Source organism: Serratia sp. CY56464, assembly GCF_052168435.1.
GTDB lineage: Bacteria > Pseudomonadota > Gammaproteobacteria > Enterobacterales > Enterobacteriaceae > Serratia > Serratia marcescens.
Genome location: NZ_JBJNMV010000006.1, coordinates 163,454 through 177,312, shown reverse-complemented (window position 1 = coordinate 177,312; position 13,859 = coordinate 163,454). Strand labels below are relative to the sequence as shown.

General features: G+C 60.4%; 14 protein-coding genes and 3 tRNA genes. 9 read left to right on the top strand and 8 right to left on the bottom strand.

Features of this window, described 5'->3' with window-relative positions:
• Positions 1-97 precede the first annotated feature (97 nt).
• Entirely contained in the window at positions 98-424 is a 327-nt protein-coding gene (locus ACJ8KE_RS21485) for a YqcC family protein (RefSeq protein ID WP_028127529.1), read from the bottom strand.
• Between the two features lie 178 nt (positions 425-602).
• Between ACJ8KE_RS21485 and ACJ8KE_RS21480 the strand changes: the two genes are divergently transcribed.
• Positions 603-1,841 (top strand): MFS transporter, encoded by a 1,239-nt coding sequence (locus ACJ8KE_RS21480; RefSeq protein WP_116404193.1) that lies wholly within the window; start codon positions 603-605, stop codon positions 1,839-1,841.
• Positions 1,842-2,453: 612 nt separating this feature from the next.
• Here ACJ8KE_RS21480 and syd read toward each other — a convergent pair.
• The gene (gene syd, locus ACJ8KE_RS21475; protein WP_016929899.1) at positions 2,454-3,002 is read right to left on the bottom strand and encodes a SecY-interacting protein; all 549 of its coding nucleotides are present in this window, start codon (positions 3,000-3,002) and stop codon (positions 2,454-2,456) included.
• A gap of 63 nt (positions 3,003-3,065) precedes the next feature.
• Here syd and queF point away from each other — a divergent pair, with 63 nt between their 5' ends.
• The 3 genes from queF to xni all read left to right on the top strand — a co-directional run bounded on the left by queF (position 3,066) and on the right by xni (position 6,281).
• Positions 3,066-3,911 carry an NADPH-dependent 7-cyano-7-deazaguanine reductase QueF gene (queF, locus tag ACJ8KE_RS21470; protein ID WP_016929900.1) on the top strand — a complete coding sequence of 282 codons (846 nt, stop codon included), beginning with the start codon at positions 3,066-3,068 and terminating at the stop codon, positions 3,909-3,911.
• A 192-nt stretch (positions 3,912-4,103) separates the two neighbouring features.
• Positions 4,104-5,468 (top strand): nucleotide 5'-monophosphate nucleosidase PpnN, encoded by a 1,365-nt coding sequence (gene ppnN, locus ACJ8KE_RS21465; protein WP_021505658.1) that lies wholly within the window; start codon positions 4,104-4,106, stop codon positions 5,466-5,468.
• 54 nt (positions 5,469-5,522) lie between these two features.
• The gene (xni, locus tag ACJ8KE_RS21460; RefSeq protein ID WP_033639517.1) at positions 5,523-6,281 is read left to right on the top strand and encodes a flap endonuclease Xni; all 759 of its coding nucleotides are present in this window, start codon (positions 5,523-5,525) and stop codon (positions 6,279-6,281) included.
• Positions 6,282-6,321: 40 nt separating this feature from the next.
• Here xni and rlmM read toward each other — a convergent pair whose 3' ends face one another.
• From rlmM to ACJ8KE_RS21440, 4 genes are all read right to left on the bottom strand, one after another.
• Positions 6,322-7,425 carry a 23S rRNA (cytidine(2498)-2'-O)-methyltransferase RlmM gene (rlmM, locus tag ACJ8KE_RS21455; RefSeq protein ID WP_004931897.1) on the bottom strand — a complete coding sequence of 368 codons (1,104 nt, stop codon included), beginning with the start codon at positions 7,423-7,425 and terminating at the stop codon, positions 6,322-6,324.
• Positions 7,418-7,813: a DUF423 domain-containing protein gene (locus tag ACJ8KE_RS21450; protein WP_004931896.1), complete on the bottom strand. Its 396-nt coding sequence runs from the start codon at positions 7,811-7,813 to the stop codon at positions 7,418-7,420. Before ACJ8KE_RS21450 ends, rlmM begins: the two co-directional genes overlap by 8 nt.
• Positions 7,814-7,864: 51 nt before the next feature.
• Positions 7,865-8,782 carry a transcriptional regulator GcvA gene (locus ACJ8KE_RS21445; RefSeq protein ID WP_004931894.1) on the bottom strand — a complete coding sequence of 306 codons (918 nt, stop codon included), beginning with the start codon at positions 8,780-8,782 and terminating at the stop codon, positions 7,865-7,867.
• A 385-nt stretch (positions 8,783-9,167) separates the two neighbouring features.
• Positions 9,168-9,392 carry a YgdI/YgdR family lipoprotein gene (locus ACJ8KE_RS21440; RefSeq protein WP_028127531.1) on the bottom strand — a complete coding sequence of 75 codons (225 nt, stop codon included), beginning with the start codon at positions 9,390-9,392 and terminating at the stop codon, positions 9,168-9,170.
• A gap of 196 nt (positions 9,393-9,588) precedes the next feature.
• On the opposite strand from ACJ8KE_RS21440, the gene csdA reads away from it, so the two are divergent.
• Both csdA and csdE read left to right on the top strand, forming a co-directional pair.
• Complete coding sequence (gene csdA / locus ACJ8KE_RS21435) at positions 9,589-10,794, top strand: cysteine desulfurase CsdA (protein WP_305179607.1); 1,206 nt, start codon at positions 9,589-9,591, stop codon at positions 10,792-10,794.
• Positions 10,795-10,813: 19 nt separating this feature from the next.
• Entirely contained in the window at positions 10,814-11,248 is a 435-nt protein-coding gene (csdE, locus tag ACJ8KE_RS21430) for a cysteine desulfurase sulfur acceptor subunit CsdE (protein ID WP_016929906.1), read from the top strand.
• Here the strand turns inward: csdE and tcdA are convergent.
• Entirely contained in the window at positions 11,239-12,045 is an 807-nt protein-coding gene (gene tcdA, locus ACJ8KE_RS21425) for a tRNA cyclic N6-threonylcarbamoyladenosine(37) synthase TcdA (RefSeq protein ID WP_442517367.1), read from the bottom strand. The two genes, csdE and tcdA, sit on opposite strands and share 10 nt — an antisense overlap.
• A gap of 84 nt (positions 12,046-12,129) precedes the next feature.
• The gene (mltA, locus tag ACJ8KE_RS21420; RefSeq protein ID WP_016929908.1) at positions 12,130-13,266 is read right to left on the bottom strand and encodes a murein transglycosylase A; all 1,137 of its coding nucleotides are present in this window, start codon (positions 13,264-13,266) and stop codon (positions 12,130-12,132) included.
• Positions 13,267-13,482: 216 nt separating this feature from the next.
• Between mltA and ACJ8KE_RS21415 the strand changes: the two genes are divergently transcribed.
• The 3 genes from ACJ8KE_RS21415 to ACJ8KE_RS21405 all read left to right on the top strand — a co-directional run bounded on the left by ACJ8KE_RS21415 (position 13,483) and on the right by ACJ8KE_RS21405 (position 13,835).
• Positions 13,483-13,559, top strand: a tRNA-Met gene (locus ACJ8KE_RS21415).
• Positions 13,560-13,616: 57 nt separating this feature from the next.
• Positions 13,617-13,693: transfer RNA gene (locus ACJ8KE_RS21410), tRNA-Met, on the top strand.
• Between the two features lie 65 nt (positions 13,694-13,758).
• Positions 13,759-13,835: transfer RNA gene (locus tag ACJ8KE_RS21405), tRNA-Met, on the top strand.
• Positions 13,836-13,859: the final 24 nt, after the last annotated feature.

The window sequence follows — 13,859 nt, the reverse complement described above, 5'->3', positions numbered from 1 at the left end:
TTAAACCGAGCCGAAAGACGCCGTCGGCTCTCCTGCCCGGCATCCGCGCGAGTACTCTACACTGCCGGGCGGCAAAAATCTGCGCGCCGCCGGCGCATTACGGCTCTTTATTCAACATCAAATCCAGCTGTTGCAGCAGCACCAGCAGCGGCAGACTGCTCGGTTCACGATCTTTCAATGCCTCTTCGAAATAAGGCGTGATGGCGAAGCGCGTCGGCAACGGCGCTTCGGCGTCCAACAACGCATACATGCGCGGCAAGAACACCCACTGCAGCCAGGCTTCGGCCGACATGCTGTCGATGCAGAACGGCTCGGTGCTGGAGAAAGCCTCATGCTCAGGCGGCGCGGCCTGCCACAGCGCCAGATCGCGCATGGATTGTTCAATCGCCTGCAAACTGCGGCGCACCTGGTTATGTATACTCATCTGCATTCCCGATCTCTTTTCATCATGGTATTCAGCGCTCTGGCTGAAAGGCGGCAAAGCATAGCATTTTTATAGCCCAAATTCGGCGCGCCTGAGACAGCTCACCGTTTTTATCTGGTGACGTTCACCGTCGCGCGGCACAATAGGGCCACCGAATTCACCACACAGATAAAGATTCATGTCCGTAATAACAGAGAAAAAAAACCACGCGACGCCCGGTAAGGCCATGTTGGCCTCGGTCACCGGTTATGCCATGGACGGGTTTGACCTGCTGATCCTCGGCTTTATGCTGCCGGCCATCAGCATCGAATTGGGATTATCCTCATCGGCCGCCGGTTCGCTGGTCACCTGGACGCTGATCGGCGCGGTGCTGGGCGGCGTGATCTTCGGCCACCTCAGCGATCGTTTCGGCCGTATCCGGGTGCTGACCATCACCATTCTGATGTTTTCCCTGTTCACCGGCCTGTGCGCCGTGGCGCAAGGCTATTGGGATCTACTCGCCTATCGCACGCTGGCGGGCATCGGGCTGGGCGGCGAGTTCGGCATCGGCATGGCGCTGATCGCCGAAGCCTGGCCGGCGGAGAAACGCAACCGCGCTTCGGCTTACGTCGGCATGGGCTGGCAATTGGGGGTGCTGGCGGCCGCTTTCCTGACGCCGTTGCTGCTGGAACATATCGGCTGGCGCGGCATGTTCCTGGTCGGCCTGCTGCCGGCGCTGGCGTCATTCCTGATCCGCCGCACGCTGGGCGAACCGGAGGAATTCGTGCGGCAGAAAGACGCCGGACAACCGCTCTCCTTCCTTCAGCGTTTGCGCCTGCTGTTTAAGGATCGCGCCACCAGCAAGGCCAGCATCGGCATCTTCATTCTCTGTTCGGTGCAGAACTTCGGTTACTACGGGCTGATGATCTGGATGCCGACTTATCTGGCGAAAAACTTCGGCTTCTCGCTCACCAAGTCCGGCCTGTGGACGGCGGTGACGGTGGTCGGCATGACGTTCGGCATCTGGCTGTTTGGCATGCTGGCCGATCGCTTCGCCCGCTGGAAGATTTTCGTGTTGTATCAGATAGGCGCGGTGGTGATGGTGATCGGCTACGCCCAGTTGAGCGATCCGATGCTGATGCTGTTCGCCGGCGCCGTGATGGGCATGTTTGTTAACGGCATGATCGGCGGCTACGGCGCATTGATTTCCGATACCTACCCGGTGCAGGCGCGCGCTACCGCGCAAAACATTCTGTTCAATCTCGGGCGCGGCGTCGGCGGCCTGGGGCCATTGGTGATCGGCGCGCTGGTGACGCAGGTGTCGTTCACCGCCGCCATCAGCCTGCTGGCGGCGATTTACCTGCTGGATATCTACGCCACGCTGTTCCTGCTGCCAAAAAAACAGGGCGCAGGCGATACGCTGGGCGCGATTGGTTAACGCTGACGATGGATTAAGCAGCAGAGGAGCACGCACGGCGGGAGAGAACAAAAAGTTGGGGGCACTGCGTTAACAGTGCCCCCGGTTCGTTTTATAGCCATCCCGCTACACAGTGTGCTCCCTGCTCAATCCTTGAAAACTTTTCCTGCGGCCATCCTGACCAAGTGATCCTTGCATCATCCTGCAGCATCGTCCTGACGCGGTTCCTCAGCCTTCCTGACCCGCCGACAGTCCTGTGTCGGCTCTCAATCTCCGTCCTGGAGGTGTCCCTGGTTTCTATCCTGAAACATCCTGGGCATCTCCTGACGCCATCCTTCGCTCTTGCCTGAGCGCATCCCTTTCTTCGTCCTGAAGCTGCATCATCCTGATGCTTTCCTGCTCCGCCGGTTCCGTTCCGGTAACGATAAGATCGCTTAAATTCCCCGGAATCACAAGGGTTTGGGAGACGTCTCACACTAAATTAAGCCTAAGAGTTATCCTAAAGAAATTCTAACCAATTGATCTGGATAACAATAATCTCATAGTCTGGAAAAAGGTGGGAAAAATTAAGAGCGATATCTCACAGCCCGTGTGAGAGATCTCTCACACGGGCAACGGCGAATCCGCCGCGCTTCAGTCCAGCACCGGGCGCAGCGCATCGAGGAAATTCCCCAGCGTCGCCGCCAACAAGGTGCGCTTATCACTGCCGAATTGTTCCAGCACCACGTTGCCGCTGACGTTGCACAGCGACACCATCGTCATCTCGGATTCGGTGGTCGCCAGGAACAGCGTTGGCGACAGCTTGAGACGTTTTTGCGTCACCAGATGACCGATCAGGTTCTCCTGCAGGCGGATAAAATCCTCCTCGCTCCAGACCTGCAGCAGGCTCAGGCGATGCTCCCCAAATTGCGCGCTCATGTCACCCGCGTATTGCTGCGTGTAGAAACGGTGCGCATCCGGCTGCAAACGCAGCTCCAGCGCGGCTTCTACCTTCTCCAGCGTCGCCGCCGGTTCGAAAGGCTGCGGCAACCACAGCACGTCGTCCTCGCGATTCTCCACGATGCAGGGCGACGGCACGCCGTACAGCGCCTGGCTGGCCGGCGCGTGGCCGCGCGCTTGCTGCCACAACTCGACATAGCGTTGAGTGAATTCACGCAGAGCGTGCGATACATCATGGTCCATATTCTTTCTCGCATACGTTAAACTGACGGCCATTGTACCTATCTCTGACCGAGGTGACAGCAGATGTCCTCCTATCAAGACCACCAGGCCCTGTCAGGGCTGACGCTGGGCAAACCCACCGCTTACCGCGATCGCTACGACGCCACGTTGCTGCAGGCGGTGCCGCGCAGCATGAACCGCGAGCCGCTGGGGCTGTATCCCGACAACCTGCCCTTCCACGGCGCCGACATCTGGACGCTGTACGAACTCTCCTGGCTGAACGCCAACGGGCTGCCGCAGGTAGCGGTCGGCGAGATCAGCCTCAACGCCGACAGCCTGAACCTGATCGAATCGAAAAGCTTCAAGCTGTATCTCAACAGCTTCAATCAAACGCCGTTCGCCGATTGGGAAATGGTGCGCAGCACACTGCAGCGCGATCTGTCCGCCTGCGCCCAGGGCGAGGTCAGCGTCACCCTGTTCAGCGTCGAGCAGTTGGAAGACACGCCGATCGCCCGTCTGGCCGGCGACTGCATCGACCAGCAGGATATCCGCATCGACAATTATGAGTTCAGCGCCGACTACCTGCTGAACGCCGCCGGTGAAGAGGTGGTGGAAGAGCAATTGGTCAGCCACCTGCTGAAGTCCAACTGCCTGATCACCCATCAGCCGGATTGGGGCTCGGTGCAGATAAGCTATCGCGGCGGCAAGATCGATCGCGAAGCGCTGCTGCGCTATCTGGTTTCCTTCCGTCACCACAACGAATTCCACGAGCAGTGCGTCGAGCGCATCTTCAACGATCTGATGCGCTACTGCCGGCCGCAAAGCCTGACGGTTTACGCCCGCTACACCCGCCGCGGCGGTCTGGATATCAACCCGTGGCGCAGCAACGTCGCATTCGCTCCCGCGCACGGCCGCCTGGCGCGCCAATAAGTGCGAAACATTGCTCAACAACTGAGCTAACGAGCGGTTTATGTTGGTAAAAGCCCAGGGACGGCGGTAAGGTTAAAACAAGGCTGCGGCCGGGCAGAGCGCCCGCCGCGCCGCAGCACGCCAACCATAACGAGATGCTGTTTTGCTGCGTATGGATTACTACCGCCCCGCACCGGGTGCAAAGGAGTTACCTTGATTACACACATCAGCCCGCTTGGCTCTATGGATTTATTGTCGCAGCTGGAAGTAGACATGCTGAAGCGCACCGCCAGCAGCGACCTGTACCGCCTGTTCCGCAACTGTTCGCTGGCCGTGTTGAACTCCGGCAGCCAAACCGACAACAGCAAACAGCTGCTGTCGCGCTATGAAACCTTCGACATCAACGTGCTGCGCCGCGAGCGCGGGGTGAAGCTGGAGCTGGTCAACCCGCCGGAAGAGGCGTTCGTCGACGGCCGCATCATCCGTTCGCTGCAGGCCAACCTGTTCGCCGTGCTGCGCGACATCCTGTTCGTGCACGGCCAAATCGCCAGCGCCGGCCGTTTCCAGCACCTGAATCTGGAAAACTCGGCCCACATCACCAACCTGGTATTTTCGATCCTGCGCAATGCACGCACGCTGCATCTGGATGAAGATCCCAACATGGTGGTGTGCTGGGGCGGCCACTCGATCAACGAGAACGAATATCTGTATGCGCGCAAGGTCGGCAGCCAGCTGGGCCTGCGCGAGCTGAACATCTGCACCGGCTGCGGGCCGGGCGCGATGGAAGCGCCGATGAAAGGCGCGGCGGTCGGTCACGCGCAGCAGCGTTACCGCAACAGCCGCTTCATCGGCATGACCGAGCCTTCGATCATCGCCGCCGAGCCGCCTAACCCGCTGGTGAACGAGCTGGTGATCATGCCGGACATCGAAAAACGCCTGGAAGCCTTCGTGCGCATCGCGCATGGCATCATTATCTTCCCGGGCGGTGTCGGCACCGCCGAAGAGCTGCTGTACCTGTTGGGTATCCTGATGAACCCGGAGAACAGTGAACAGGTGCTGCCGCTGATCCTGACCGGGCCAAAAGAGAGCGCCGACTACTTCCGCGTGCTGGACGAGTTCATCATGAACACGCTGGGCGACGAAGCGCGCCGCCATTACACCATCATCATCGACGATCCGGCGGAAGTGGCGCGGCAGATGAAAAAAGCCATGCCGCTGGTGAAGGAGAACCGCCGCAACACCGGCGACGCCTACAGCTTTAACTGGTCGATCCGCATCGCGCCGGATCTGCAGCTGCCGTTCGAGCCGACCCATGAGAACATGGCGAACCTCAATCTTTATCCGAACCAGCCGCCGGAGCAATTGGCCGCCGCGCTGCGCCGCGCTTTCTCCGGCATTGTGGCCGGTAACGTGAAGGAAAACGGCATCCACGCCATTGAGCAGTTCGGCCCGTACAAGCTGCACGGCGAACCGCAAATGATGAAGCAGATGGACAGCCTGCTGCAGGGCTTTGTTGCCCAGCACCGCATGAAGCTGCCGGGCAGCGCCTATGTGCCCTGCTACGAAATCGTCGCCTGACCCTCAATCCCGGGCGGCGTAACGGCCGCCCTGTTTTCTCTGACCTTACCGCCCATGATGATACACCTACTGATTGTCGACGCCCTGAACCTCATCCGCCGCATTCACGCCGTACAGGGCTCCCCTTGCGTCAACGCCTGCCGCCACGCGCTGCAGCAGTTGCTCCAGCACAGCCGCCCAACTCACGCGGTGGCGGTATTCGACGAGGACGATCGCAGCGACAGCTGGCGCCACCAAATTCTGCCGGACTACAAGGCCGGGCGCTCGCCGATGCCGGAAAACCTGCAGCAGGAGATGCCGCAGCTGCGCGAAGCCTTTGCCGAACTGGGCGTCGCCAGCTGGCATTCGCCCGGCAACGAAGCGGACGATCTGGCGGCCACGCTGGCGGCGAAGGTCGCCGGCGGCGGCCACCAGGTGACCATCGTCTCCACCGACAAAGGCTATTGCCAACTGCTGGCGCCGAACGTACAAATTCGCGATTACTTCCAGAAACGTTGGCTGGATATGCCTTTCGTGCAACAGGAGTTTGGCGTGCAGCCGCAGCAGCTGCCGGACTACTGGGGGTTGGCGGGGATCGGCAGCAGCAAGATCCCCGGCGTGGCCGGCATCGGGCCGAAGACCGCCGTGCTGCTGCTGCAGCAATCGGGTAATCTGGACGGGCTTTATCAGCACCTGGAGCAGGTGCCGGAGAAATGGCGCGGTAAGCTGGAGCAGCACCGCGAGCTGGCCTACATCAGCAAACGGGTCGCCACGCTGCGCACCGATCTGTCGCTGGACGGCAACCTGCAGCAGCTGCGCCTGCCGATACAATAAGGGCGCTGCAAGCAGCGCCCTTCATTAAGGCTTCACGCGGTTAATCGCGCTCGTCGCGGCGGCCCGGCACCGCCGACCACATGCGGCGCACGTGTACGGTGATCTCTTCGCGATCGTGATAGAGCTGCTTGGCGTGCACTTCAGCGCTGATGCCGGCGGCGCCCAGCGCTTCGCGGATGCTCATCAGGTTTTGCGACACTTCCTCGTAGCGCTTTTTCATCGGCAGCTTGAGATTAAAGATCGCTTCACGGCACCAGCCTTTCACCAGCCACTGAATCATCAGGCTGGTCACCTTCGCCGGTTTCTCCACCATGTCGCACACCAGCCAATAGATCTTGCTGCTGTTCGGCTCGAACTTGAAGCCGTCGGCGCGGTGGTGCGTCACCTGGCCGGTTTCCATCAGGCTTGGCGCCATCGGGCCGTTATCCACCGAATGCACCATCATGCTGCGTTTCACCAACTGATAGGTCCAGCCGCCCGGGCAGGCGCCCAGATCGACCGCGTGCATGCCGCTGGCCAGGCGCTCGTCCCACTCGTCGGCGGGGATGAACACGTGGAACGCTTCCTCCAGCTTCAGCGTCGAGCGGCTCGGCGCATCGGCCGGGAAGCGCAGACGCGGAATGCCCATGTAGAACGGCGAGTTGTTGTTGCTGTAGGAGTAACCGACATAGCAGCAGCCCGGCGCGATGAAAAACACATGCACCACCGGGCGAGTCGGGTTCTCGCGCGCCATCAGCACCTTCTGCTCGCGCATCGCGGCGCGCAGCGGCACCGTCAGCTTGCGGCAGAATTTCATCAGCTCTTTGCTTTCGTTGGTGTCCGGCACTTCCACCCGCAGCTCGCCGCCGCGATCGACTACGCCGATCAGCATGCCGACGATCGGCGATACCCGATCTTCCGGCGGCAGATCGCGCAGCAGCTCACCCACCACGATCATCTGGCGGGCGAAAATCAGTTCGCGGAACGGAATCTCCCGCGCCAGGCGATCGGCATCGTCCGGCTGGTAGCATTCGAACAGCACGTAACCGCTGTGCTCTTTTACCCGCGCAAAGCCGTAAATCTCCAGCTGGGCGGCTTTATCGGTGATCTCCGCCGCACACTCTTTTTCGAAGCCGGGGCGGCAATACAACGCAATCTTATTCATGGCGCTCGGCCTTTTTCCTCAGACGCAAAGCGCCAATCAACATCAATATCCAGCCGATCAAGAAGCACACGCCGCCAACCGGCGTGATATATACCCAGACCTTCAGGTGCGACAGCGCCAGGCAATAGAGGCTGCCGCTGAACAACACGGTGCCGAACGCCAACAGCGCTCCGCTCCAGTAAAACCACAGGCTCACGCGGCGCTGCATCGCGACCGCCAGCGCCAGGATGGCCAGGGTGTGGAACCCCTGATATTCCAGCCCGGTGCGGATCCAGGCCATTTCGTTGGCGCCTAGCGTGCCGCTTAACACATGCGCGCCGAATGCGCCCAACGCGACAAACACAAAGCCGCTGATAGCGGCGAAAACCAGCATGGAACGGCTGCTCATCGTGATCTATCCCATTAAAAATCACCGGCCGCGGCAAGGCGGCGGCCGGCCTTATTGTTCGTAGCGGAAGCGGAACTTCTCTTGTTCGCTGGCGGCGCGCGCCAGGATCCACTGCCGGAAGGCGGCTATTTTACCCAGTTCTGCCTGGCTGTCATGACATACCAGATAAAAAGCGTTTTTACTGACCAGCACATCGTTGAACGGGCATACCAGACGACCGGCTTCGATCTCGGTTTGCGCCATCACGTTATTCACCAGCGCCACGCCCTGGCCGTGCACCGCCGCCTGCACCACCATGGCGCTGTGGCTGAAGATCGGCCCCTGCTGCACATTGATGTGTTGCAACCCCAGCTGGCGCGTATAGGCCAGCCAGTCGCGGCGTGAAACGTCATGCAGCAACGTATGATAAGCCAGATCGTCTGCGGTTTTCAGCGGATGATCGCCGGTCAACAGGCTCGGCGAACAAACCGGCAGCAGATATTCCGCATACAGGCGCTCGGCGCGCAGCCCCGGCCAATTGCCGCGGCCGTAGAAAATCGCCACATCGACGTCGTCTGCCAGCTTGTCTTCTTCGCGGTCCACCGCCTGGATGCGCACATCGATCCCCGGATAAGCTGAGTTAAAGCCGGAAAGGCGCGGCACCAACCACTGAATGGCGAAGCTCGGCGGCAGACTGACGGTTAATGCCCCCTTGGCGCTGCGCGCCTGCAGCTTGCGCGTCGCCTCGTTGATCGAAGAGAAGATCTCCTTGATATCGAGGTAGTAACTTTGCCCCTCTTCGGTCAGCAGCAGCGAGCGGTTGCGCCGACGAAACAGCTTCAGCCCGAGGAAGTCCTCCAGCGACTTGATCTGGTGGCTCACCGCGGCCTGGGTCACGAACAGCTCTTCCGCCGCCTTGGTGAAACTCAGGTGGCGAGCGGCCGCATCGAACACGCGCAGCGCATTGAGGGGAGGTAAGCGTTTAGACATTAAATTAGCTACTTTTGTGTAACATTAATCCGAATGATTCGGCGCCGAAAATCGGGCGGCTTTGCGTGGCAAGCCATCGGTAAACGCTAACGGCGTATTGCCATTAGTTTTTTTTATCCGAGCCATTATAATTTGTCCGTTGAGGATGCGCCAGCAAATACCTATAGTGGCGGCACTTCCCGGGCCGGAACGAAAAGGGAGTGGGTGTCGAGGACGCCGATGAACTTTTGGCTTGTGGTTGTGATGTTGTGTTTGCAAATTGTCCGGCGATTCCGGACATGGTAGCTAGGCTACTGTTTTTTCACTTCCTGTACATTTACCCTGTCTGTCCATAGTGATTTTATGCAGCACCGCAAAACTTGCGGTGCTTTTTTTTGCCTGACGCTTATTGGTCGCTTTCAACCATCTCTTTCACATCGGCGCGGTTGATCTGTTGCTCGACGCCGTTGGCGTCTTTATAGCTGATCATGCCGGTATCGTTATCCACTTTAGGCTTGCCGTCAGCAACAATGGTGCGTCCGTCATTGGTATGCATCACGTAGTTGCTGGAACAGGCGGCCAGGGTGAACGTAAGCATCAGGGCAGAGAGAACTGCGGCTGTTTTCTTCATTGAGGACTCCTTTGTAGTTTTAAATGCTGATAAATACCTTTTGTGTGTATAAATGCGATTAATAAGCGCACATTTAATAGCATAACAAACTTTCTCAGTTTTGCCAGGCGATAAGTCCTAATAGGCAGGATCGCTTGTCTCCGGCGGCAAAATAGGACAGGATCACCCATCGACTCAAGCCAGTGACAATCAGGGTATGACGCCTTTTAATCCCAGCCTTTTTCGCCAACAGTTTCCCGCGCTCGCGCAGGACGGTATCTATCTGGACAGCGCCGCCACCGCGTTGAAACCGCAGGCGGTGATCGACGCCACGCAGCAATTTTATCGCGATGACGCCGCCACCGTGCACCGCAGCCAGCATCGGGCGGCGCAGGATCTGACCGCCCGCTTCGAGCAGGCGCGCGGCCAGGTGGCGCAACTGATCCATGCACCGTCGGCCGACGACATCGTCTGGACGCGCGGCACCACCGAGGCGATCAACCTGGTGGCGCAGAGCTACCTGCGCCCGCATCTGCAGCCAGGCGACGAAATTCTGGTGAGCGAAGCGGAACACCACGCCAACCTGATCCCCTGGCTGATGGTGGCGGAACAAACCGGCGCGCGGGTGGTGAAACTGCCGATCGGCGCCGATCGGTTGCCGGATTTGACGCAGCTGCCCGCCCTGCTCAACGACAAAACCCGCCTGTTGGCGCTGGGGCAAATGTCCAACGTCACCGGCGGTTGCCCGGATCTGGCGCCGGCTATCGCGCTGGCCCATGCCGCCGGCGCGCGCGTGATGATCGACGGCGCCCAGGGCGTGGTTCACGGCCCGGCCGACGTACAGCGACTCGACATCGATTTCTACGCCTTCTCCGGCCACAAGCTGTATGGCCCGACCGGCATCGGCGCGCTGTACGGCAAAGCCGAGCTGCTGGCGCAGATGGCCCCGTGGCAAGGCGGCGGCAAGATGCTGACCCAGGCATCGTTCGACGGCTTTACCCCGCAAAAGCCGCCGCACTGCTTCGAAGCCGGCACGCCAAACATCGCCGGCGTGCTGGGGCTGGCCGCCGCGCTCACCTGGCTCAGCGAACAGGACATGGCGGCGGCGGAGCGCTACAGCCGCGAGCTGGCGGACCAAGCGGAACAACGGTTGGCGCAGCTGCCGGGCTTTCGCAGCTTCCGCAGCTCCGGCTCCAGCCTGCTGGCGTTCGACATCGCCGGCGTACACCACAGCGACATCGTCACGCTGCTGGCGGAGCAAGGCATTGCGCTGCGCGCCGGCCAGCACTGCGCGCAGCCGCTGATGGCGGCGTTAGGCGTCAGCGGCACGCTGCGCGCGTCGTTCGCCCCCTACAATACGCAACAGGACGTCGATACGCTGGTCAGCGCGTTGACTCACGCCCTCGATCTGCTGGCCGACTGACTTGACTCCCGGAGACGCTATGCTCGCCCCCCATCCTTTTGGCCGAGAGATCACCGCCGAAGCCTTGATCGCCACCTTCAGCGCGCTGAAACAGTGGGAAGACCGCTACCGCCAGCTGATTATGCTCGCAAAACGGCTGCCGCCGCTGCCGGAGGCCTTGCGCAGTGAAGAAATGGAATTGAGCGGTTGTGAAAACCGCGTCTGGCTGGGGCACCAGTTACTGGAAGACGGCACGCTGCATTTCTATGGCGACAGCGAAGGCCGCATCGTGCGCGGCCTGCTGGCGGTGCTGCTGACCGAAGTGGAAGGGAAAACGCCGCCGCAGATCGCCGCATTGGATCCGCTGGCGTTGTTCGACCGCCTGGCATTGCGCGCGCAGCTGAGCGCCACCCGCGCCAGCGGCCTGGCGGCGTTGGCCGCCGCCGTGCAGGCGATCGCCGCCCGTTACGCCTGACGCGCCGCCTTCGCCAGCATCTTTTTCAGCGCGTGCGACACGGCGACGAAGCCGAAGGTGGCGGTGACCATGGTCGCTGCGCCGAACCCCGCGCTGCAATCCATTCTTTTTGGCCCTTCCGCCGTGCTGCGCGAAGCGCATACCGAGCCGTCCGGCTGCGGATAAACCAGCGGCTCGCTGGAGAAGACGCAGTCGATGCCCAGCTTGCCCTTGCCGTTTTTCACCACGTTGAAATCGTGCTTCAGCCGCTCGCGCAGCTTGGCGGCCAGCGGATCCTGGATGGTTTTGGCCAGATCGGCCACTTCAATTTTGGTCGGGTCAATCTGCCCGCCGGCGCCGCCGGTGGTCACCACCGGGATCTTGAATCGGCGGCAGTATGACAGCAGCGCCGCCTTCGGCCGCACGCTATCGATCGCGTCGATGACGTAGCTGAAGTTATGGTCCAGCAGCCCGGCGACATTGTCCGGGGTGATGAAATCGTCGATGCAGGTCACCCGGCATTCCGGATTAATCGCCAGGATACGCTCCGCCATCACCTCGGTTTTCGATTGCCCGACGTGCTGGCGCAGCGCGTGGATCTGGCGGTTGGTATTGGTGACGCAAACATCATCCATGTCGATCAGGGTAATGGCGCCGATGCCGGTGCGCGCCAGCGCCTCAGCCGCCCAGGAACCCACGCCGCCGATGCCGATCACGCAGACGTGCGCCTGCGCGAACACCGCCAGCGCCTGCTGGCCGTACAACCGCGCCGTGCCGCCGAAACGCTGCAGATAGGCTTCCGAATAAGCTGTACTCATAACGCTTTAATTACCTTCATAATGCAAATGATAAGGGCCGGAAAATCCGGCCCTTGCGGGTCAATCTTTTCACGCCGTATGCGTTTAGCGGGTGGCCAGCAACGAACCGCCGCGGTTTGACTGATTGGCGCTGAACAGCTGGCCACCGCCGTTGTTCTTCAGCACCCAGACGCGGCCGTAGTGGTTGTAATACCCCGCCGAGTGGCCGGCTTCCGGCCCGATGCCCTGATACATGTCAAAATGCTGGCCCTTGATGGCGCCGCCCACGTCGAGCGCGACCATCAGACGCATCTCGTATTTTCCCGTGAATTTACCCTTGTTGTCCAGCAGCGGCACTTCGGCCAGCAGCGTAGTGCCCGCCGGGATCAGTGAACGGTCGGAAGCCACCGAAGCTTTGGCGATCAGCGGCACCGCGCTGGCGCCCTTCACCGGCGCAAAAGCTTCCGGACGGAAGAACACGAACGACGGGTTCTGCTCCAGCAGCTCACGCACCTCTGCGGCGCTGTGGGTATCCGCCCACTGACGGATCGCCTGCATCGACATGTCCGCCTTGGCCACTTCGCCACGATCGATCAGCACCTTGCCGATGCTGCGATAGGCATGGCCGTTCTTGCCGCCGTAGCCGAAGAACACCAGCGGCTGGCCGTTGCCGTAGTCGACATAGCCGCTGCCCTGGACTTCCATCATGAAGTTGTCCATCAGCGAGTTGGTGTAAGCGATGATATAGCGATCGTCGAGCGCGCCGGAATAGATGCCCGCGCGATCCGGCAAGCGCCCCCTGCCCTTCGGCGGCATGCGGTACAGCGGATAGCGGAACTCGCCCTGTTGGGTATAGCGCGCCTGCACCACCGGCGTATAGTAGCCGGTAAACTGCACGTTGCCGTAATTGTCGACGCCTTCCATCTGGTAAGCGCTGAGGCCGTACTGGCTCAGCATGCGCGTGTCGGCGCCAGACGCCATCCAGCTTTGCACCGCCTGATAGGTGCTGTTGTTGCGGTTAAACAGCGAAGGCGACGCGTACTTGATCTCCATCAGCTGATCCGAGTAATCCTTGGCGTTGACCGGCGAACCTTTGGCGTTGGGCTGATTGACCAGCTCCAGCGATTGATCCAGACGGCCGTCCTTATATTGCTGACCCCGATCGGTCGGCTTGGACGAACAGCCCGCCAACACCGCCACCATCAACCCGCCCAGCAGGTATTTGCCCCAACGTCCTTTCATCGCGCACACTCTCAAACTGATATGATCTACCGGCTGAACGATAACAAACGCTCATTGATAAAGGAATCGCTGCAAATAAAAAAAGCCGCCCGGAGGATGGTGATGAAAAAGAAGGCAAATTGCGGGCAAATCCAGCAGAAAAACGGGTTTAGGCCAATAAAATGCAAAAAGGGTTTGCAACAAAACGCATGGAGAGTATAGTGCGCATCCATCGGACGCGGGGTGGAGCAGCCTGGTAGCTCGTCGGGCTCATAACCCGAAGGTCGTCGGTTCAAATCCGGCCCCCGCAACCAACCGATGCCGCATTGGCGGTATTTGCGTTTGGCTTCGATAACAAAGTATTATACGGACGCGGGGTGGAGCAGCCTGGTAGCTCGTCGGGCTCATAACCCGAAGGTCGTCGGTTCAAATCCGGCCCCCGCAACCAACCGAATGTCGTACCAGCGGCATAACATGAACGGTGGTTTCGTCGTAATACAGCATCAAGACGGACGCGGGGTGGAGCAGCCTGGTAGCTCGTCGGGCTCATAACCCGAAGGTCGTCGGTTCAAATCCGGCCTCCGCAACCAACTCTTGATGACAACAGATAAGCA